The sequence below is a fragment of the Erythrobacter sp. LQ02-29 genome (assembly GCF_022576075.2).
In the GTDB taxonomy this organism is placed as follows: domain Bacteria; phylum Pseudomonadota; class Alphaproteobacteria; order Sphingomonadales; family Sphingomonadaceae; genus Alteriqipengyuania.
Genome location: NZ_JANCNT010000001.1, coordinates 924,577 through 942,793, shown reverse-complemented (window position 1 = coordinate 942,793; position 18,217 = coordinate 924,577). Strand labels below are relative to the sequence as shown.

The 18,217-nt window shown below is 66.0% G+C and carries 17 protein-coding genes; 6 read left to right on the top strand and 11 right to left on the bottom strand.

The window, feature by feature from the left end; genetic code table 11:
* Window positions 1-8: 8 nt before the first annotated feature.
* On the bottom strand, window positions 9-314 hold the full coding sequence (locus MKP08_RS04630) for an alkylphosphonate utilization protein (RefSeq protein ID WP_241555091.1): 306 nt from the start codon (window positions 312-314) through the stop codon (window positions 9-11).
* Window positions 311-1,477 carry an isovaleryl-CoA dehydrogenase gene (locus tag MKP08_RS04625; protein WP_241555090.1) on the bottom strand — a complete coding sequence of 389 codons (1,167 nt, stop codon included), beginning with the start codon at window positions 1,475-1,477 and terminating at the stop codon, window positions 311-313. Before MKP08_RS04625 ends, MKP08_RS04630 begins: the two co-directional genes overlap by 4 nt.
* Window positions 1,478-1,719: 242 nt before the next feature.
* Here MKP08_RS04625 and MKP08_RS04620 point away from each other — a divergent pair, with 242 nt between their 5' ends.
* Window positions 1,720-3,144 (top strand): HWE histidine kinase domain-containing protein, encoded by a 1,425-nt coding sequence (locus MKP08_RS04620; RefSeq protein ID WP_241555089.1) that lies wholly within the window; start codon window positions 1,720-1,722, stop codon window positions 3,142-3,144.
* A gap of 12 nt (window positions 3,145-3,156) precedes the next feature.
* Here the strand turns inward: MKP08_RS04620 and MKP08_RS04615 are convergent, their stop codons facing one another.
* Window positions 3,157-4,329, bottom strand: coding sequence for a phosphatidylserine/phosphatidylglycerophosphate/cardiolipin synthase family protein (locus tag MKP08_RS04615; protein WP_241555088.1), 1,173 nt, complete (start codon window positions 4,327-4,329; stop codon window positions 3,157-3,159).
* A 121-nt stretch (window positions 4,330-4,450) separates the two neighbouring features.
* On the opposite strand from MKP08_RS04615, the gene rpoZ reads away from it, so the two are divergent.
* The gene (gene rpoZ, locus MKP08_RS04610; RefSeq protein ID WP_215229225.1) at window positions 4,451-4,795 is read left to right on the top strand and encodes a DNA-directed RNA polymerase subunit omega; all 345 of its coding nucleotides are present in this window, start codon (window positions 4,451-4,453) and stop codon (window positions 4,793-4,795) included.
* Between the two features lie 80 nt (window positions 4,796-4,875).
* Here rpoZ and MKP08_RS04605 read toward each other — a convergent pair whose 3' ends face one another.
* A complete protein-coding gene (locus MKP08_RS04605) occupies window positions 4,876-5,109 on the bottom strand; it encodes a DUF3072 domain-containing protein (RefSeq protein WP_215229226.1) in 234 nt (77 codons plus the stop codon).
* A gap of 89 nt (window positions 5,110-5,198) precedes the next feature.
* Here MKP08_RS04605 and MKP08_RS04600 point away from each other — a divergent pair, with 89 nt between their 5' ends.
* The gene (locus MKP08_RS04600; RefSeq protein WP_241555087.1) at window positions 5,199-6,254 is read left to right on the top strand and encodes a DUF3667 domain-containing protein; all 1,056 of its coding nucleotides are present in this window, start codon (window positions 5,199-5,201) and stop codon (window positions 6,252-6,254) included.
* Window positions 6,255-6,287: 33 nt separating this feature from the next.
* Here MKP08_RS04600 and MKP08_RS04595 read toward each other — a convergent pair whose 3' ends face one another.
* Window positions 6,288-6,671, bottom strand: coding sequence for a hypothetical protein (locus tag MKP08_RS04595; RefSeq protein WP_241555086.1), 384 nt, complete (start codon window positions 6,669-6,671; stop codon window positions 6,288-6,290).
* Window positions 6,672-6,858: 187 nt separating this feature from the next.
* Between MKP08_RS04595 and MKP08_RS04590 the strand changes: the two genes are divergently transcribed.
* Complete coding sequence (locus tag MKP08_RS04590; RefSeq protein WP_241555085.1) at window positions 6,859-8,040, top strand: DUF3667 domain-containing protein; 1,182 nt, start codon at window positions 6,859-6,861, stop codon at window positions 8,038-8,040.
* A gap of 86 nt (window positions 8,041-8,126) precedes the next feature.
* Here MKP08_RS04590 and ftsH read toward each other — a convergent pair whose 3' ends face one another.
* The 4 genes from ftsH to MKP08_RS04570 all read right to left on the bottom strand — a co-directional run bounded on the left by ftsH (window position 8,127) and on the right by MKP08_RS04570 (window position 13,286).
* Entirely contained in the window at window positions 8,127-10,085 is a 1,959-nt protein-coding gene (gene ftsH / locus MKP08_RS04585; protein ID WP_306300120.1) for an ATP-dependent zinc metalloprotease FtsH, read from the bottom strand.
* A gap of 84 nt (window positions 10,086-10,169) precedes the next feature.
* Window positions 10,170-11,333: an acyl-CoA dehydrogenase family protein gene (locus MKP08_RS04580; RefSeq protein ID WP_241555084.1), complete on the bottom strand. Its 1,164-nt coding sequence runs from the start codon at window positions 11,331-11,333 to the stop codon at window positions 10,170-10,172.
* Window positions 11,334-11,364: 31 nt separating this feature from the next.
* The gene (locus tag MKP08_RS04575) at window positions 11,365-12,540 is read right to left on the bottom strand and encodes a CaiB/BaiF CoA-transferase family protein (protein WP_241555083.1); all 1,176 of its coding nucleotides are present in this window, start codon (window positions 12,538-12,540) and stop codon (window positions 11,365-11,367) included.
* A complete protein-coding gene (locus MKP08_RS04570; protein WP_241555082.1) occupies window positions 12,525-13,286 on the bottom strand; it encodes a crotonase/enoyl-CoA hydratase family protein in 762 nt (253 codons plus the stop codon). The genes MKP08_RS04575 and MKP08_RS04570 overlap by 16 nt, the downstream gene beginning before the upstream one ends.
* Before the next feature lie 125 nt (window positions 13,287-13,411).
* Here MKP08_RS04570 and yghU point away from each other — a divergent pair, with 125 nt between their 5' ends.
* A complete protein-coding gene (gene yghU / locus MKP08_RS04565; RefSeq protein ID WP_241555081.1) occupies window positions 13,412-14,323 on the top strand; it encodes a glutathione-dependent disulfide-bond oxidoreductase in 912 nt (303 codons plus the stop codon).
* Window positions 14,324-14,359: 36 nt separating this feature from the next.
* Here the strand turns inward: yghU and MKP08_RS04560 are convergent, their stop codons facing one another.
* On the bottom strand, window positions 14,360-15,427 hold the full coding sequence (locus tag MKP08_RS04560) for a substrate-binding domain-containing protein (RefSeq protein WP_241555080.1): 1,068 nt from the start codon (window positions 15,425-15,427) through the stop codon (window positions 14,360-14,362).
* A gap of 94 nt (window positions 15,428-15,521) precedes the next feature.
* Window positions 15,522-16,916 (bottom strand): OprO/OprP family phosphate-selective porin, encoded by a 1,395-nt coding sequence (locus tag MKP08_RS04555; protein ID WP_241555079.1) that lies wholly within the window; start codon window positions 16,914-16,916, stop codon window positions 15,522-15,524.
* Between the two features lie 176 nt (window positions 16,917-17,092).
* Between MKP08_RS04555 and ald the strand changes: the two genes are divergently transcribed.
* Window positions 17,093-18,214 carry an alanine dehydrogenase gene (gene ald / locus MKP08_RS04550; RefSeq protein WP_241555078.1) on the top strand — a complete coding sequence of 374 codons (1,122 nt, stop codon included), beginning with the start codon at window positions 17,093-17,095 and terminating at the stop codon, window positions 18,212-18,214.
* Window positions 18,215-18,217 lie beyond the last annotated feature (3 nt).

Sequence of the window (18,217 nt, the reverse complement as noted above, 5' to 3'; positions counted from 1 at the left end):
CCGGTCGCTCAGCGTTTCCGCACGAACTCGGCGCGCAGGACGAGACCCTTGATGCCGGGGTATTTGCAGTCGATCTCCTGCGCATCGCCGGTCAGGCGGATCGACTTGATCAGCGTACCCTGCTTCAGCGTCTGGCCCGCACCCTTCACATCGAGGTCCTTTACCAGAGTTACCTGATCGCCATTCTCGAGGATGTTGCCCACCGCGTCACGCACTTCGACAGTGTTCGCCGCAGCCTGCTTCGCGGCGAGTTCGGACGCGGGCATCCATTCGCCGCTGTCCTCGTCGTAGACGTAATCCTCGTCGCCGCTCATCCCGCCGCACCGATCAGCTCGCGCCCGATCAGCATCCGCCTGATCTCGTTCGTGCCCGCGCCGATATCGAGCAGCTTGGCATCGCGCATGTAGCGCTCCACCGGCCAGTCCAGGGTGTAGCCCGCGCCGCCCAGCGCCTGCACGCTTTCCGCCGCGACGCGGAAGGCGTTCTCGCTCGCGAGCAGGATCGCACCCGCCGCATCGAACCGCGTGGTCCGGTCGGCATCGCACGCCTTGGCCACCGCGTAGGTGTAGGCGCGCGCTGATTGCAGCGCGACATACATGTCGGCGACCTTGGCCTGCATCAGCTGGAAGGAACCGATGGCTTTGCCGAACTGGGTACGCTCGCGCAGATAGGGGATCACGGTGTCGAGGCAGGCCTGCATCACGCCCAGTTGCAGCCCGGCAAGCACCACGCGCTCGTAATCGAGACCGCTCATCAGCACGCCCACGCCGCCATTGACCGGCCCCATCACGCGGTCCTCGGGCAGGAAGCAGTCGTCGAAGACCAGCTCCGCCGTGGGCGAGCCGCGCATGCCGACCTTCTCGATCTTCTGCCCGATCGAGAAGCCTTCGTCGTCCTTCTCGACCAGGAACGCGGTGATGCCGCGCGAACCTGCGTCGCTGTCGGTCTTGGCATAGACCACCAGCGTGTCGGCATAGGGCGCGTTGGTGATCCAGAACTTGGTGCCGTTGAGGCGGTAGCCGCCCTCGACTTTCTCGGCCCTGGTCTTCATCGAAACGACGTCCGAGCCTGCATTCGCCTCGCTCATCGCCAGGCTGCCGACATGCTCGCCGCTGACCAGCCCGGGCAGGTACTTCGCCTTCTGCTCGTCATTGCCCCAGCGCGCGATCTGGTTGATGCACAGGTTCGAATGCGCGCCGTAGGAAAGGCCGACCGAGGCGCTGGCGCGGCTGACCTCCTCGACCGCAACGACATGTTCGAGATAGCCGAGGCCCAGTCCGCCATCCGCCTCCGGCACGGTGATGCCGTGCAGGCCCAGCTCACCCATTTGCGGCCAGAGATCGCGGGGGAACCAGTCCTCCCGATCGACCTTTTCGGCCAGCGGCGCGATCTGCTCGTCTGCAAAGCGCGCGGTGCTTTCGCGGATCATGTCCGCCGTCTCGCCGAGCTGGAAATCGAAATCGGGGGTCGCGCGCATCGGAACTCCTGGAGTTATGCAGTCAATCGGATTGCTGTCGCGCATAGCGGAGGGCGGCTGGGCGGGCAAACCCGCGATGGGCGTAGCGCGGCTTGCAGGGGGGCCAACGAAAACAAGTTGATAATACGCGCGGCGATCCTAATTTCGATCAGCGAAGCAGGAGGGCTCGGCAGATTTCGAAGGCAGGCGACACGCAGGACGCAGGGCATGCTGCGGACCGAACGGAAGACGATCGCCTGGGGGTGATCGCCTCGTTCGGACTGGATGCACTCGACGGTGACGAGGAATTGCAGCGCGAAGCCCAGTTCGCCGCGCGGCTGTGCGCGACCCCGCTTGCCTTTGTGACCATCGTGGAGAAGGAGCGGCAACGCTTTCTGGGTTCCGCGGGCACCGATATGACGGAGACGCCGCGCTCGGTCAGTTTCTGCGCCCACGCCATGCTGGAGCGCGAGCTGATGATAGTGCCCGACGCGCGCGAGGACGAACGCTTCGCCGACAACGCACTGGTCACGGGTGAGCCGCATATCCGCTTCTATGCCGGGGCACCGCTGGTCGCGGCGGACGGCACGCCCATGGGTTCGCTGTGCGTGATCGATACCGAGCCGCGTCCCGATGGCCTGACCGAGCTTCAGCAGGAAGGTCTGATCGTGCTGGCGCAGGGGGTCATGAACCGGTTCCACTGTCGGCGCATGAACCTGGCAAGCGAACGGTTGATCGAAAGCCAGCGCTTGCAGCTGATGCGGATGGCCGAGTTCATGCCGGTCATGGCATGGTCGACCGATGCCGAAGGGAGCTATCTTTACGGCAACCGCGCCTTCCATGAATTTGCCGGAAAGGATGGCGAGACCGATACCCGCTTCACCGCCCACCCGGACGATGCGGAGAAATTCGGTTCCGCGCGCGCGCGGTGTCTCGAAACCGGCGAAGCGTGGAGCGACGAGCTGCGCGTGCGGCGGCGGGACGGTGTCTATCGCTGGGTGCTGATGCAGGTGCTGCCGCTGCTCGATGCGGATGGCGAGGTCGAACAATGGTTCGCCACGGCGACCGACATCGACGAAGGGCATCGCCTGTCCGAAAGCCGCGAGCTGATGGCACGCGAACTGGCGCACCGGATCAAGAATATCTTCGCCGTGATCACCGGCCTCGTCTCGTTGCGCGCCCGGGGCAAGAGCGACGTGAAGGAATTCGCCGAACAGCTGATCGAGACGATCCATTCGCTGGGCCGGGCGCAGGATTTCGTCCGCCCGCTGACGGAGGAGAAGGGCGAGGATCTGCGCGGCCTGCTCGACGTGCTGATGGCGCCTTATGGGGACGCGGGCAAACACCAGGTCAGGATCGAAGGGGTGACCGCACCGATCGGAATGCGCGCGGCGACCCCGATCGCGCTGATCTTCCACGAACTGGCGACGAACTCGGCCAAATACGGTGCCCTGTCGGCGGAAGGGGGCGAGGTGGAGATCGCGCTGCGAGAGGGCGACGATACGATCGAGATCGTCTGGCACGAGACCGGCGGCCCGCAGGTCACCCCGCCCGAGAGCGAAGGCTTCGGCACCCGGTTGCTGCGCATGAGCGTGGAATCGCAGTTGGACGGATCGATCAATCGCGAATGGAACGATGGCGGGCTGGTCGTGCGTCTGGTGATCCCCCGTCGCACGCTGGCAAGCTGATCCGCCCGGCGTTTACAGCCCGAGGTTGAGGCGCCGGCTTACGGTGTAATCGATCGCGGAGACCAGCAGCCAGCTGACATTCCAGCGTAGCCGGTTCATCAATGTGTTGCGTTCGCGGTGCCCCTCCCGCGTGATCTCGTTCGTGCCGTCCAGATGCTGCGCCACGAATTCGCGGACCCGCGCCGCGAATGCCGCATCTTCCACCCGCAGCATGATCTCCAGATTGATATAGAGGCTGCGCATGTCGAAATTGGCGCTGCCGAGATAGACCGCATCGTCGATCACCAGGAGCTTCGTGTGCATCTTGCACGCGACGAATTCATGGATCTCGACGCCCGATTTCAGCAGATCGGAATAGAGCGCCCGCGACGCACCGATGGTCGCGCCATTGTCGGACTTTCCGGCGGTAATCAGGCGCGCGGAGCCGCGCCGGGCGATCCGGCGAATCCGCCGCAGCAACGCGCCCGGGGGGGAGAAATAAGCCATGATCAGGTCGAGGCGGGAGGCCTTGTCCAGATCGCGCTTCACGCAATGCGCCCAGGTCGACAGATGGCGGCTGGGTCCGCCGACCAGCCAGCGGCAGGCCCCGACCCGCTCGTCCCACTTGCGCACGGCGTCGCGCACGTGGCGCCATTCGGCGCCGTCTTCGTCAGTCCAGTCGAGCAGGTGGCCGAACCACTGGTGCAGCGGGCCGACCGCATTGCCGCGCAGCGCAATCGCCAGGTCGTTCCAGCCGTTCTGCTGCGGCGGGGCGAAATAGTCGTCGGCGATATTGAAACCGCCGATCATCGCCCGGTCGCGATCGGCGATCACCATCTTCTGGTGGTTGCGGATGAGATAGCGCATCGTGCGCCGCGCGGAAAAACAGCGGAATTCACCGCCCGCCTGGCAGAAATCGGCGAAGAATTTGTCGTCGGCATCCGCGCCGAAGCTGTCGACGATCAACGTGACCTTTACTCCGCGCCGCGCCGCCGCGGTCAGCGCGTCGCGCACCTTTACTCCGGTGCCGTCGCAGGCGAAGATATAGAAGACCAGCTTCAGCGTATCGCGCGCGTTCCCGATCATTTCGAGCAGCGCCTTCAGGCGGTCCGCGCCCGCCGGATAGAGCGTCAGGGCCGCCCCTTCCACCTCGGCCGAGAAGGGAGGCGGGTCGCGATATTGTGTGCCCGTTGGCGGTTGCCCCATCCATCGGGCCTAGTCCGCACGGCGGCGGCAGGCAAGCCACCCGGAATTCTTGACTTTTCGCAGCCGCGCGCCTAGGTGCGCGGTTCGAATTCCCTTCATTCCAGCCAGAACCGGAGTGCCCATGGCGCGCGTTACCGTCGAAGATTGCGTCGACAAGATCCCCAACCGTTTCGACCTCGTGCTGCTTTCCGCGCAGCGCGCGCGCGAGATTTCGGGCGGCGGCGAGCTGACGATCGAACGCGACCGGGACAAGAATCCGGTGGTCGCCCTGCGTGAAATCGCCGAACAGACGATTCGCCCGAAGGACTTGAAGGAAGCGCTCACCACGAACCTGCAGAAGATCCTGCCGGACGACGACGACGATATCGACGAGATCGGGTCGCTCAGCCAGTCGGCCGAGGCGCTGCGCATCACTGCGTCCGCCCCGACCCGCTCGACTTCGATCGGAAGCGATTACGAAGGCTGATTCGTCCTGGGACAGAATTGCGAAGGGGCCGCATCCGAAAGGATCGCGGCCCCTTTTTTGGATCCACTTGCAACAGCGACCTATTGCCCGCGGCCGGTCGTTTCCTGCAATTCGTCGATCATCTTCGACGCGTCGGCCTTGGTCAGTTCGGTATCGTAGCGTTCGGGGCAACCGGCCTCTTCGCACAATGTCTTCAGATAGCTGGCCTGCGCCCCGGTCATGCGCTCGTCGCCGGTGGTCCAGTTGTCCGGCTCCTTCTCGGCATTGGAAACGGGCTCGGCCTTGGGATGCTCATGCGGTTGCGTGGCGGTCATGCGATTTACTCCTTTGAAAGCCCAACCCCTAGAGTTCCCATTTTGTTCCAGCTTTATCGAAAGCGGTGGCGCAGCTAAGGCTGTTGGTCGTGAGTGACGAAGGACCATCGCTGACTACCGATCCGGTCCAACCGGGGGACGCCGGGGCGCACGCGGTGGCCGACGGACGTTTCGCCGAGGAAGCCTGCCTCGATTGCGGCACCGCGCTGATCGGGCCGCACTGTCATCGTTGCGGGCAGCAGGCGCATGCGCCGGTAACGCTCCCCGCTCTGTTCCGCAACAGCATGCGGCGCTGGCTGGCACCCGGCGACGGCACTTTCCTCGCGAGCGTGCGCGCCCTGGTCGTGTCCCCCGGCGAACTTACGCGGCGGTATGTCGCGGGCCAGAGGACCCGCTTTGCGAGCCCGCTGGCGCTGTTCCTGTTCGGCTTCGTGCTGCTGTTCGCCGCCATGTCGCTGAGCGATGGCGATACGCGTACGCTCGGCAGCGGGTACCCGGCGCTGTCGCTGGGCCGAGCCGAGAACGACCTGCGCGCAGAAGTCGACAAGGCCGAGCGGTCCGCCCCGGACCGAGCCGCGCAAGGCGGCGGCACGGCAACGGAGCGCGAGCGACTCGCCACGATAGAGCGGGGGCGCAGCGCGCTCTTCTTCCTCGACCAGGCCCGCACCGCCTGGGACGCCCAGGACGATCCGCTGGACGTGGAGGCGCAGATGCGCCGCCAGACCCGTTCCGATCTGCGCCGCCAGCTCACCGATCCGGCGCTGTTCCTCAGCCAGGTCGGTTCGATCGGCTACAAGTTCGGCTGGGTGCTGATCGTGTTGCTGACGCCGTTCGTCGGGTTGCTGTTCGTTCACCGGCGGAGGCAGTTCAGCCTGTTCCATCACGCCAGCTTCGTGACCTACTCGCTTGCCTTCGCGTCGCTGCTGGCGACCGCCATGGCCCTCCTTTCCGCCACCGGTGTCGGGGCGACCCTGACTATTTCGCTCTTCCTCATCGGCTGGCTGTTCCATGCGGCCTTGCAGTTGCGCGGAGCCTATGGAGTCGGGCTCACAGGCGCGGCGTGGCGCGCGGGCGTGCTCGCGGTGTGTGCGGCAATCGCGCTGGCCCTGATCGTCTCGGGTGCGATCGCGCTTGCGATAGCCTGACCGGCCTGCGGACACGCGCTGTCCGCGCAGCTTTCAACTGCACGGATATTCGCGGACCAGGATTTCACGCCACGCTTGGCGCAGGGTCAAGGCGCGGCGACGCTGTTGCGGGATGGCACCCAGGCGATCGACCACAAAGCGCGGCCCGACACCCTTCTTTTTCGCGCTCTCCGGTACGCAATAGAGCGGCCTGCCCGCTTTCGCCGCTGCATCGTTCTCCGCCTTTACCGCCGCCCCGGCATCTTTCATGGCGGCCATCATGGGCTTGGTTCGCTTGTCGAGCAGGGCTCCCATTCCTTTGCCCAGAAGCTCGACGGAGGCGACATAGAACGTGTCCGCGTTGATATCGGCGGGGCGGGCAAGCGCCATGGCAGGCACCAGAGCCAAAGCGGCTGCGGTCAGGATCGTGATACGCAATGGTTTCCCTCCCATCGAATTTGCGATTCCCGAGATTTCCTCTCTCGCGCATGAACGGCTTCTTACAGGAGGGAACCGCATTCCAGCGCGATAGCGTCGTCCGCTGGTAGATGGGGCTTGCACAAGCTGGCACCTTGCAATTGCCGGATGGATCGGCACGGTGGACGCGCCTGGGGGGTATGCGCCGATGAACGGAATCGAGGATCTTGGCGGAGCGGTGGAGGGCGGCCTGATCGCGCGCGCGGTCGAGCCGGAGGCGGGCGAGGCGAAGGACGGCCATACGCACGAGAATCGCTGCCTCAATTGCGGCACCCCGCTCATCGGTCCCTATTGCAACGAATGCGGGCAACGCGCGCATGTCCACCGCACGCTGGGCGCGTTCTTCCACGACCTGGTCCACGGCGTGTTTCATTTCGAAGGCAAGCTGTGGCGCACGCTGCCGGCGATCGCGCTGCGCCCGGGGCGCATGACCCGCGCCTACATCGAGGGCCAGCGGGCGCGCTACGTCTCGCCGATCGCGCTCTACCTCTTCGTGGTGTTCGTCACCTTCGCCGCTTTCTCGATGATGGGCAACGCGATCGATCTGGGCGGGCTCGAGAACCGGGGCGAGGTCGGGGCGCAGCTGCAGAGCAATCGCGAGCTGCTCGGCAGCCTGCGCGATCGGCGCGAAAGCCTGACGCAGGATGCGGGCCCTGCGCGCCTCACCGCCGTGCGGGAAATGTACGAGGCGCGCGACGTTGCGATCGACGATGCCAACGTCGAGACCTATCGTCGGCAGGCGCTCGACGCGCTCGACCGGGCGATTGCGATCCAGCAGGAAGATATCGCGACGCTGGAGGCGATGCGGAAGGGCGGCGTGGTGGAGGCCGAGTTTTCGGAAGCGCGCGCCGTCCGGCTGGAGAACGATGGCACTTTCGGGCCGATCCAGGCCGCCGGTGGGGGCGACGGGTTCATGGATCATGCGTGGAAGAAGGCGAAGGCGAACCCGAACCTGCTTGCCTACAAGCTCAAGAACACGGCCTACAAGTTCGGCTGGCTGCTGATTCCGATCAGCGCACCGCTGGTGTGGCTGCTGTTCGTCTTCGGGTCGCGGCGCTACCCGATGTACGATCACACGGTGTTCGTGACCTATTCGATAAGCGTGAGCCTGTTCCTGGTCCTCTTCGCGTCGGTCTTGGGAAAGCTGGGGCTGGAGAGCTGGACCGCCATTCCGGCACTCGCGATGCCGATCCACATGGCGGTGCATTTCTGGGGCACCTACCGGCAAAGCACGCTGGGCTTCATCCTCCGCCTGCCGGCGCTCTATCTGGTCACTTTCGTCGCGCTGTTCGTGTTCCTGCTGGTGATCGCGGCGCTCGGGGTGATGTAAACGACAGCCCCGACAGGTGAATGACCTGCCGGGGCTGGATGTTGGTTTCGCGAGCTCGTGTTGGTTTGGCGCTTGGCCGATCGGGATCAGCCCGGCTGCGGAGCGCCTTCTCCGCCGAAGCGCCTGCCCGACTTGGGGATGGCGGAGCCGGTCACGGGGCGAATATTGCTCGGGCCCTTCGGCTCGTCGGGTCGCTCCAGCTTGCCGTCCTGCAACAGCTGGACGATCTCGTCGCCGGTCAGCGTCTCGAACTCGAGCATCGCCTGCGCGAGGAGATGGAGCTTGTCCTCCTGGTCGGTCAGGATCTCGGTCGCGCGCTTGAGCGCGGTTTCGACCAGCGTCTTGATCTCGGCGTCGATCAGCTTGTTGGTTTCGTCCGAGCCCATGGTGCGCGCGGTCTGCCCCATGCCGAGATAGCCTTCCTGGCTTTCCTCGTACTGGAGCGGACCGAGCTTGTCGCTCATGCCCCATTTGGTGACCATGTTGCGCGCCAGCTTGGTCGCGTACTGGATGTCGGACGAAGCGCCGCTCGACACCTTGTCGTGGCCAAAGATGATCTCTTCCGCCACGCGCCCGCCCATGCTGACCGCGAGGTCGGCGAGCATCTTGTCGCGATGGTAGGAGTAGTTGTCGCGTTCGGGCAGACGCATCACCATGCCCAGCGCGCGGCCGCGCGGGATGATCGTCGCCTTGTGTATCGGGTCCGACGCCGGCTCGTTCAGGCTGACCAGGGCATGGCCCGCCTCGTGATAGGCGGTCATCTTCTTCTCGTCGTCGGTCATGACCATGGAGCGGCGTTCGCTGCCCATCATGACCTTGTCCTTCGCGTCCTCGAACTCCTGCATCGCGACAAGGCGCTTGTTGCGGCGCGCAGCAAGCAGCGCCGCCTCGTTGACGAGGTTGGCGAGGTCCGCGCCCGAGAAGCCGGGCGTGCCACGCGCGATGGTGCGGCTGTTCACGTCCGGCGCCAGCGGCACCTTCTTCATGTGGACCTGGAGAATCTTCTCGCGCCCGTCGATGTCGGGCACCGGCACCACCACCTGGCGGTCGAAGCGGCCCGGGCGCAGCAGCGCGGGGTCGAGCACGTCGGGCCGGTTGGTCGCGGCGACGATGATGATGCCCTCGTTCGCCTCGAACCCGTCCATCTCGACCAACAGCTGGTTCAGCGTCTGCTCGCGTTCGTCGTTGGAATTGCCGAGGCCGTGGCCGCGCGAACGGCCGACTGCGTCGATTTCGTCGATGAAGAGGATGCACGGCGCATTCTTCTTCGCCTGTTCGAACATGTCGCGCACGCGGCTCGCGCCCACGCCGACGAACATCTCGACGAAGTCGGAGCCGGAAATGGTGAAGAACGGCACGCCCGCCTCACCCGCGATGGCGCGGGCGAGCAAGGTCTTGCCGGTGCCGGGCGAGCCGACCAGCAGCGCACCCTTTGGAATCTGTCCGCCCAGCTTGGAGAAGCGGCTCGGGTCCTTCAGGAACTCCACGACCTCCTGCAGCTCCTCGCGCGCCTCGTCGATCCCGGCGACGTCGTCGAACGTCACGCGGCCCTGCTTCTCGGTCAGCATCTTGGCCTTCGACTTGCCGAAGCCCATGGCACCGCCGGCACCGCCGCCCTTCTGCACTTGGCGCAGCGCGAAGAAGGCGATGCCCAGGATCAGCAGGAACGGGAGCGATTGCAGCAGGATGTAGAGGAAGACATTGGGCTGGTCCGCCTTGGCACCCGAATAGGTGACGTCGTTGGCGTCGAGCAGCTGCGTCAGGTTCGTGTCGCCCTGGACCGGAACGGTGGTGAACGCCTTGTCGTTCTTGAGCGTGCCGGTAATCTGGTCCGGCGCGATCTCCACGCTCTTCACCATGCCCGCTTCCACCTGGTTGCGGAAATCGGAATAGCCGATCTGCGTGCCCGGCGTGCTGGACCCGTTGGAGAACATGGAGACGACCAGCAGCAGCGCGAGGAACACCCCGCCCCAGATCATCATGCTCTTGATCCAGGGATTCGGCCCCCCGGATTCGGGATCTTGCTGATTCTGGTTATCGCTCATCGGGCGCGGTTCCTTTCACCTTCGCAATGTAGGCGCAGGCAAGTGAATGGCAAGTTGACGCCTATACCCGATTCTTCCCGTGAATCATATCGATCTGGCGATCAGCATCCGCATGATCTCGTTCGATCCGCCGAAGATGCGCGCGATACGGCTGTCGCGGTACATCCGCGCGATCGGATAGTCGTTTATGTAGCCAGAGCCGCCGTGCAGTTGCAGGCATTTGTCGACCACCTCGCTCTGCAGTTCGGTGACCCAGTATTTCGCCATGCTGGCGGTCGCGACGTCGAGCTCGCCCTTCAGCAGCCGCCCGATGCAGTCATTCACGAACACGCGCGCCGCGGTTCCCTTCGCCTTCAGGTCGGCGAGCACGAACTGGGTGTTCTGGAAATCCCACACGGTCTGGCCGAAAGCCTTGCGGCTTTTCACGAAATCGACCGTCACGTCGAGCGCGCGTTCGATCCCGTCCATCGCCTGGACCGCGATGATCAGCCGCTCCTGCGGCAGCTCGCCCATCAGCTGGTAGAAGCCCTTCCCCTCGACCCCGCCCAGGATCGCGTCGCCCGGCACGAACACATCGTCGAAGAACAGCTCGCTGGTGTCCTGCGCGTCGAGTCCGATCTTGTCGAGCTTCCTGCCGCGCTGGAATCCTTCCGCCCCCTCGGTTTCCAGCAGCACGAGCGAGATGCCCTTGGCGCGCTCGTTCGGGTCGGTCTTCGCCACCACGATCACGAAATCGGCGATCTGGCCGTTGGAGATGTAGGTCTTGGAGCCGTTGAGGCGGTAGCCATTCCCGTCCTTGGTGGCGGTGGTTGTGATGCTCTGCAGGTCGGAGCCGACGCCCGGCTCGGTCATCGCGATGGCGCTGACCAGCTCGCCCGAAACGAGGCGCGGCAGATATTTCCTCTTCTGCTCCTCGGTCCCGTGGCGCACGAGATAGGGCAGGATGATGACGTTGTGCAGGCTCGCGGCGAAGCCTTCGACGCCGTGCTTCGACACCTGGTCCACCACCACCAGATCGTGTCGGAAATCGCCGCCATGGCCGCCATATTCCTCCGGCACGGAGACGCCCAGCAGCCCGGCCTCGCCCGCCTCGCCCCAGAACGCGCGTTCGACCTGCCCCGCCTCGCGCCAGCCGGCGACGCGCTTCTCGGGCGCGGCCCGCTCCAGGAACTTGCCGACCGCGTCGGAGAAGATCGCGATCTCCTCGTCTTCCATGAATTCGGGCTTGGGCACATCGATCACGGGCATGGTGACGGTCCTCTCTCGTCTTGGTCTCGTCTCAGCCGATCGTGCCGGCGGCGCGCAAAGCCTCCCGTTCGCCCTCGGCAACCCTCAGTCCGGCAAGGATCGCATCGGTATCGGTGCCGGGCAAAGGGGCCGGTTCGGGCGTGGTCGTGGCGGTGGCGGAATAGCGCGGCGCGGGCGCGGGCTGGATGTCGCCGCCCACGGTGACGAAGGTTTCGCGGGCGCGGTTGTGCGGATGCTGCGGCGCTTCGCCCATGGTCAGGACGGGCGCGTAGCAGACGTCGGTATGCTCCATCAGCGCGTCCCACTCGGCGCGGGTCTTCGTCGCGAAAACGCCTGCCAGCTTCTCCTTGAGCGCAGGCCAGTTCGCACGGTCGTGCTGCGCGTCGAAAGCGGGATCGTCGGCGAGTCCCGCCAGCCGCCGCAGTTCCGCGTAGAATTGCGGCTCGATGCTGCCGATCGCGACATACCTGCCATCGGCGGTCTGGTAGGTGTCGTAGAACGGCGCGCCGGTATCGATGATGTTGGCCCCGCGCTCGTCCGACCACGCGCCCATGCTGCGCATCCCGTGGAGCATGGCCATCAGCACCGCGCTGCCATCGGTCATGGCGGCGTCGATCACCTGGCCTTCCCCGCCGCGCGCGACGTTGAGCAGGGCCGCCACCATGCCGAAGGCCAGCATCATGCCGCCGCCACCGAAATCGCCGACGAGATTGATCGGCGGGGTCGGCTTCTCGCCCGCCCGGCCGAAATGCGCGAGCGCGCCGCTCAGCGCAATATAGTTGATGTCGTGCCCGGCGGCGTGCGCGTAGGGGCCGGTCTGGCCCCAGCCGGTCATGCGCCCATAGACCAGCTTCGGATTGTCGCGCAGCAGCTCTTCCGGGCCGAGGCCGAGCCGTTCCATCACCCCGGGGCGGAACCCCTCGATGAGCCCGTCCGCCCGTGTGCACAGCCGGCGCGCCAGCGCGACCCCCTGCTCGCTCTTCAGGTCGAGCGCGATCGAGCGCCGCCCGCGCGCCAGCACGTCTCTGCTCGAAACCGGCTGCGAGCCGCCGCGCGAACCATTGGCGCGGTCGATCCGGATCACGTCCGCGCCGTGGTCGGCCAGCATCATGCCGCAAAACGGCCCCGGCCCGATCCCGGCGAACTCCACGATGGTCAGCCCCGAGAGCGGGCCGCCGCGAGCGCCCGGCACTATCGGCCCTTCCACTCCGGCTGGCGCTTCTCGGCGAAGGCCGCGGCCCCTTCGCGCGCGTCTTCGCTGGCGAAAACCTGGGGCGTAAGCTGGCCCTGCCGCTCCCACCGCTCGTCGGGCGACCAGCCGCGCGATTCTTCGATGATCTGCTTCGAGATACGCACCGCCAGCGGCCCGTTCGCGGCGATCGCCTGGGCCAGCTCCATCGCGCCGTCCAGCGCGGACCCGTCGGTTACGCGGTTGATAAGCCCGAGTTCGTAGCCGCGCGCGGCGTCGATGAAATCGCCCGTCAGCGCCAGTTCCATCGCGACCTTGTGTGGGATCTGGTCGGGCAGCAGCATCAGGCCACCCGCCGCCGCGGCAAGGCCGCGCTTCGCTTCGGGAATTCCCAGCTTCGCTCCGCTATGCGCGACGACCATGTCGCAGGCGATCATCAGTTCGAGCCCGCCTGCCAGCGCATAGCCCTCTACCGCGGCGATCAGAGGTTTCGCCGGCTTGCGCTCGGTCAGGCCGCCGAAGCCCCGCCCTTCGACGAAGGGGGATTCGCCGCGCAGGAATCCCTTGAGATCCATCCCCGAACAGAAGGTGCCGCCCGCGCCCGTCAGGATACCGACCCGCAGTTCGTCCTCGGCGTCGAGCCGGTCGAGCGCTGCGGCGATCCCCTCCGCAGCCTCGCGGTTGATGGCGTTCTTCGCTTCGGGGCGGTCGATGGTGATGACCAGCACGTTTCCGCGCGTTTCGGTGTGGACAGTCTCGCTCATGTCTCTCTCCCATTTCGGTTTGCAACCGGTTATCACCGTGCTGGCGCACCCCTTGCCCAGCGTCAAGGCGGGACCGATCCGGGCGTTCGACGTTGAGAGAGCAAGAACCAACGCAGGAGAATCCGATGGCCGATCACGAACCCGCCGACAATCTGCCCGCAGGCTACGAACCACCGAAGGTCTGGAATGCCGAAACCGAAAGCGGGGGGCAGTTCGCGGGTATCAACCGGCCGACCGCCGGCGCGCGATACGACCGCGACCTCCCCGTGGGCGACCACCCGTTCCAGCTCTATTCGCTCGCCACACCCAACGGGCAGAAGGCGGCGATCATGTTCGAGGAGCTGCTCGCTGCCGGTCACGCGGAGGCGGAATACGATGCCTGGCTGATCAACATCATGGATGGCGACCAGTTTTCGAGCGGCTTCGTCGACGTGAACCCCAATTCCAAGATCCCCGCTCTGCTCGACCGTTCGGGCAGCGAACCGGTGCGCGTGTTCGAATCGGGATCGATCCTCCTCCATCTGGCGGAGAAATTCGGCGCGTTCCTGCCCGCTTCCGGGCCGAAGCGGACCGAAACGCTCAACTGGCTGATGTGGCAGATGGGGGCCGGCCCGTTCCTGGGCGGCGGGTTCGGCCATTTCTACGCCTACGCACCGATCAAGATCGAATACGCGATCGACCGCTTCGCGATGGAGGTGAAGCGGCAGCTCGACCTGCTCGACAGCGTGCTCGCCGACCGGCGCTTCATCGCGGGCGAGGATTTCTCCATCGCCGACATGGCGATCTACCCTTGGTACGGCGGCGTGATGAAATCGGCCTACGACGCGCAGGAATTCCTGCAGGTCGAGCAATACGCCAATCTGCAGCGCTATGCCGAAGAGGTCGGCAACCGGCCCGCCGTCCGGCGCGGCGAGATGGTCAACAATATCCGCGGCCCCGCCGAACGCCAGTTACACGAGCGCCACGACGCCCGCGATTTCGACCTCAACACGCAGGACAAGGTGGAGGCCCGCGGCGGCGAGCGCGTCGTTCCCTGATCGGACGAACGACGCGCTGCGCCGGGAAGCGCCCGCTTACCGGGCGGTAAGCGGCGCTTCCAGCTCGGCCTTGGTCACCACTGGGGCCAGCGTGGTCGCCTTCTGCGCATTGGCGCTCATTGCGCCTTCGGGCGAGGCGACCAGGCCGATCTTGGCCAGCGGGCCGCCCTTGCCCCACATCTGCGGCCACTGGGCGAGATATTCCTTCAGGCCCGGAATGGCGTTCGCATGCGCCTTCTTCACATAAACGAACAGCGGCCGCGCGCCGGGATAGCTGAAGCTGGAGATGTTCTCGTAGGTCGGTTCGACCCCGTTCATCTTCAGCCCGTTCAGCCGGCTCGCATTCTCTTCGAGGTAGGAATAGCCGAAGATGCCAACGGCGTTCTTGTTCGCCTCGATCTTCTGCACGATCAGATTGTCCTGCTCGCCCTGCTCGACATACTTACCGTCGGTGCGAACCTCGGTGCAGGTGCGGGTGAAGGCGTCCTTGTCGCTTTCCTTCAGCGCTTCCATCTCCGCATTGCCTTCGCAACCCTTTTCCAGGATCAGCTCCTTCAGCGCGTCGCGCGTGCCGCTGGTCGAGGGCGGGCCGTAAACCAGGATCGGCAGGTCGGGCAGCGAGGGATCGACATCCTTCCAGGTCTGCGCGGTCTGCTCCTTGCCATAAGGCTTCGCCGCCAGCGCGCGGTAAACGATCTCGGGCGTCAGGTTCATCTCGATGCCGCCCTTGGTCGCGGCAAAGGCGATCCCGTCGAGTCCGACCTGGACCTCCACGATGTCCTTCACCCCGTTCGCGGCGCAGGTGTCGAACTCGCTCGGCTTCATCCGGCGCGAGGCATTGGCGAGATCCGGCGTGTCCGCCCCCACGCCCTGACAGAACAGCGCGATGCCGCCGCCCGTGCCGGTCGATTCGATCAGCGGCGAACCGTAGTTCGGGTTCGACCGGGCGAAGGTTTCCGCCACCTTCTTGGCGAAGGGATAGACGGTCGAGGAGCCCACCGCGCGGATAGTGTCGCGCGTTGCGCCCGCGCCGCCGGCACCGCCGCAGGCGGCGAGAGCCAGAGCGGAAGCGGCGACGAGGCCGAGAGACGCGATCTTCTTCATGTGCATGTTCCCTGATTGATAAGAGCGCCTATCGGCGCTGTTTTTGACGCTGGTGTGACAATGGCCGGGTGACGGGGCGGGCAGACCCGCCGGTTCAGAAATCGATCTGCCCCCGCACGCCGACGCTGTCGACGCCGTAGCTGCGCCCCCCATCCGCCAGCGGTACGGCGGCATCGTCGTATTGCAGCCGGGCATAGGTGAGCATCAGGCGGGTGTAGTCGGTCGGGGTCCAGATCAAAGAGGCGATGTAGCCGTCCTGCGTGCCGCCGGCGATCCCGGCCTCCGCATCGCTGAGATCGAGCCGGTCATAGCGCAGGGTCGCCTGGACCGCGCCGATGCCGCCTTCGCCGACCGGACGCGCCGGTTTCACGCGATCGAAAATCCCTGCCTTGTACCCGCGGTGATCGCCACGGGTGAGGAAATAGCCGACTTCCGCATAGCCGCCGAAGAAGGTCGGATCGGCCAGGTCCGCAGGTCGATCCACCCGCTGCCAGTAGGTCTCGCCGGTGACGTGGAAGCGCCCGGCGATCGCCGCCGCCTCCAGCCCCACTCCGGTTTCGGCGCTGGCGAGCATTGCGCGCGTATCGATGAAACGCTGGTCGATGAAGTGGACCAGTGGCCTCTGCCGATAGCGAAGCTGCGACCCGTCCTCCAGCCCCGCATGGTGGATCGACGCGCCGAGATGCAGTTGCGTCTCGCCCAGCCGGGGCAGGTAGACCACGCGCCCGTCCACGCTCCAGTTGCGGTCGGGCAGGTCGTCGATATTGTCGTTGAAGATGCCGCCCTGCACCAGCACGTCGCCGCGCGCGTATTGCAGGCTGACGCCCAGCCGCCGTTCGAAGCCGAAAGCATCGGTGAACGCCGCGCGCTCCAGGTGGGAGATGAACAGGCTGCTGGTCAGTTCCTCCAGCCCCTGGAACGGATTTTGCTGTCCCACCGTCACCGTCGCGCCGTCGCGTTCCCAGGTGATCAGCGCGTCGGTGACCTCGGTGGTGTCGTGCGCGACATCGATCTCCAGCTTATAGCCGAAGCCGCCGGGCATATCGCCCTGGACGCCCAGCCGGGCGCGGCGCACCTCCCCGCCATAGCCGTCATCGACGCCGGTCGCGTCGGGCGCCGAAACTGTGCCCGCGTCGAATTGCAGGCGTCCGCGCGGCTTGAAGCTCCAGCCGTCCGGCCCCGTGATGACCGGCGCGCCCTTCCACGCAATGGTGGAGGAGGGCGACGCGGGCTCGACAGGTGTCGGGGCAGGGGCGGCTGCCATGGTCTGCATGGGAACAGCCTCGCCCGCCGTTGGCGCGGCCGGGGCGAGCTGGCCTTCCAGCGCTTCGAGGCGCTGCGCCATTTGCGCCATCTCGGCCCGCAACTGCGCGATCTGCTCGCGCACCGCTGCGTCGTCGGCAGCTTGCGCCTGTGCATGAGCGGGGGCCGGCACCACCCATGCGGCCGCCGCCAGCGCGAGACCAGCCTGAACCGCTTTCTGCTTCATCGACTCGTGCTCCGCCCCATGTCCGGGTTCGGAAACCGCCCTTATGGCCCTCGTATGACGCTATTACGACATTCCTGACATTCCCGTCAGTTATGACCATCGTCGATCCACGCACCCCCGTTGCCGCCCGGCGGTTTCACTTGTAACGGCGCACGCAACACGAAAGGACTGCCCCAATGCGCATCGGTTGCCCCCGCGAAATCAAGAACCACGAATACCGCGTCGGCCTGACGCCCGAGAGCGCGCGCGAGCTGGTGCGCCACGGCCACGAGGTCTGGATCGAAGGCGGCGCGGGGCTCGGCATCGACGCGACGGACGCGCAATACCAGGCCGCCGGGGCGCAGATCGTCGACGGCCCCGATCCGATCTTCGCCGAATGCGAAATGGTGGTGAAGGTCAAGGAACCGCAGGCGGACGAGCGCAAGAAGCTGCGCGAGGGGCAGATCCTCTACACCTATCTGCATCTCGCGCCCGATCCCGAACAGACCCACGATCTGGTCAAGTCCGGCGTCACCGCGATCGCTTACGAGACGGTGACGGGTCCCGGCCGCACCCTGCCGCTCCTGAAGCCGATGAGCCAGGTGGCCGGCCGCATGAGCGTGCAGGCGGGCGCGACCGCGCTGGAGAAGGGGCATGGCGGACGCGGCGTGCTGCTGGGCGGCGTGCCGGGCGTCATGCCGGCCAAGGTCGTGGTGATCGGCGGCGGCGTGGTCGGCTTCAACGCGGCGCAGATGGCCGCCGGCCTGGGCGCCGATGTCACCATCCTCGACCGCGATCCCGAAGTGCTGGAGCGGGTCGGCACCCATTTCGAATCGCGCGCCAAGACGCGTTTTTCGAACGAGGCGAACCTGCACGCCGCGGTGTGCGAGGCCGACCTGGTCATCGGCGCGGTACTGATCCCGGGGGCCGCCGCGCCCAAGCTGATCACGCGCGAGCTGCTGGGCGACATGCTGGCCGGCGCGGTGCTCGTCGATGTTGCGATCGACCAGGGCGGCTGCTTCGAGACGAGCAAGCCGACCACGCATGACGACCCGACCTATATCGTCGACGGCATCGTCCATTATTGCGTCGCCAACATGCCCGGAGCGGTCGCTCGCACCAGCACCTATGCGCTCAACAACGTGACCCTGCCGCACGCGCTGGAAATCGCCGACAAGGGCTGGAAGGGCGCGATGCAGGCCAGCCCGCATCTGGCCGAGGGGCTGAACGTCCACGCCGGCGAAGTGACCTACGAGGCGGTGGCGAAGGAACTGGGCTACGAATACCGCAGCGTCGGCGATATTCTCGGCACGGCCTGACAC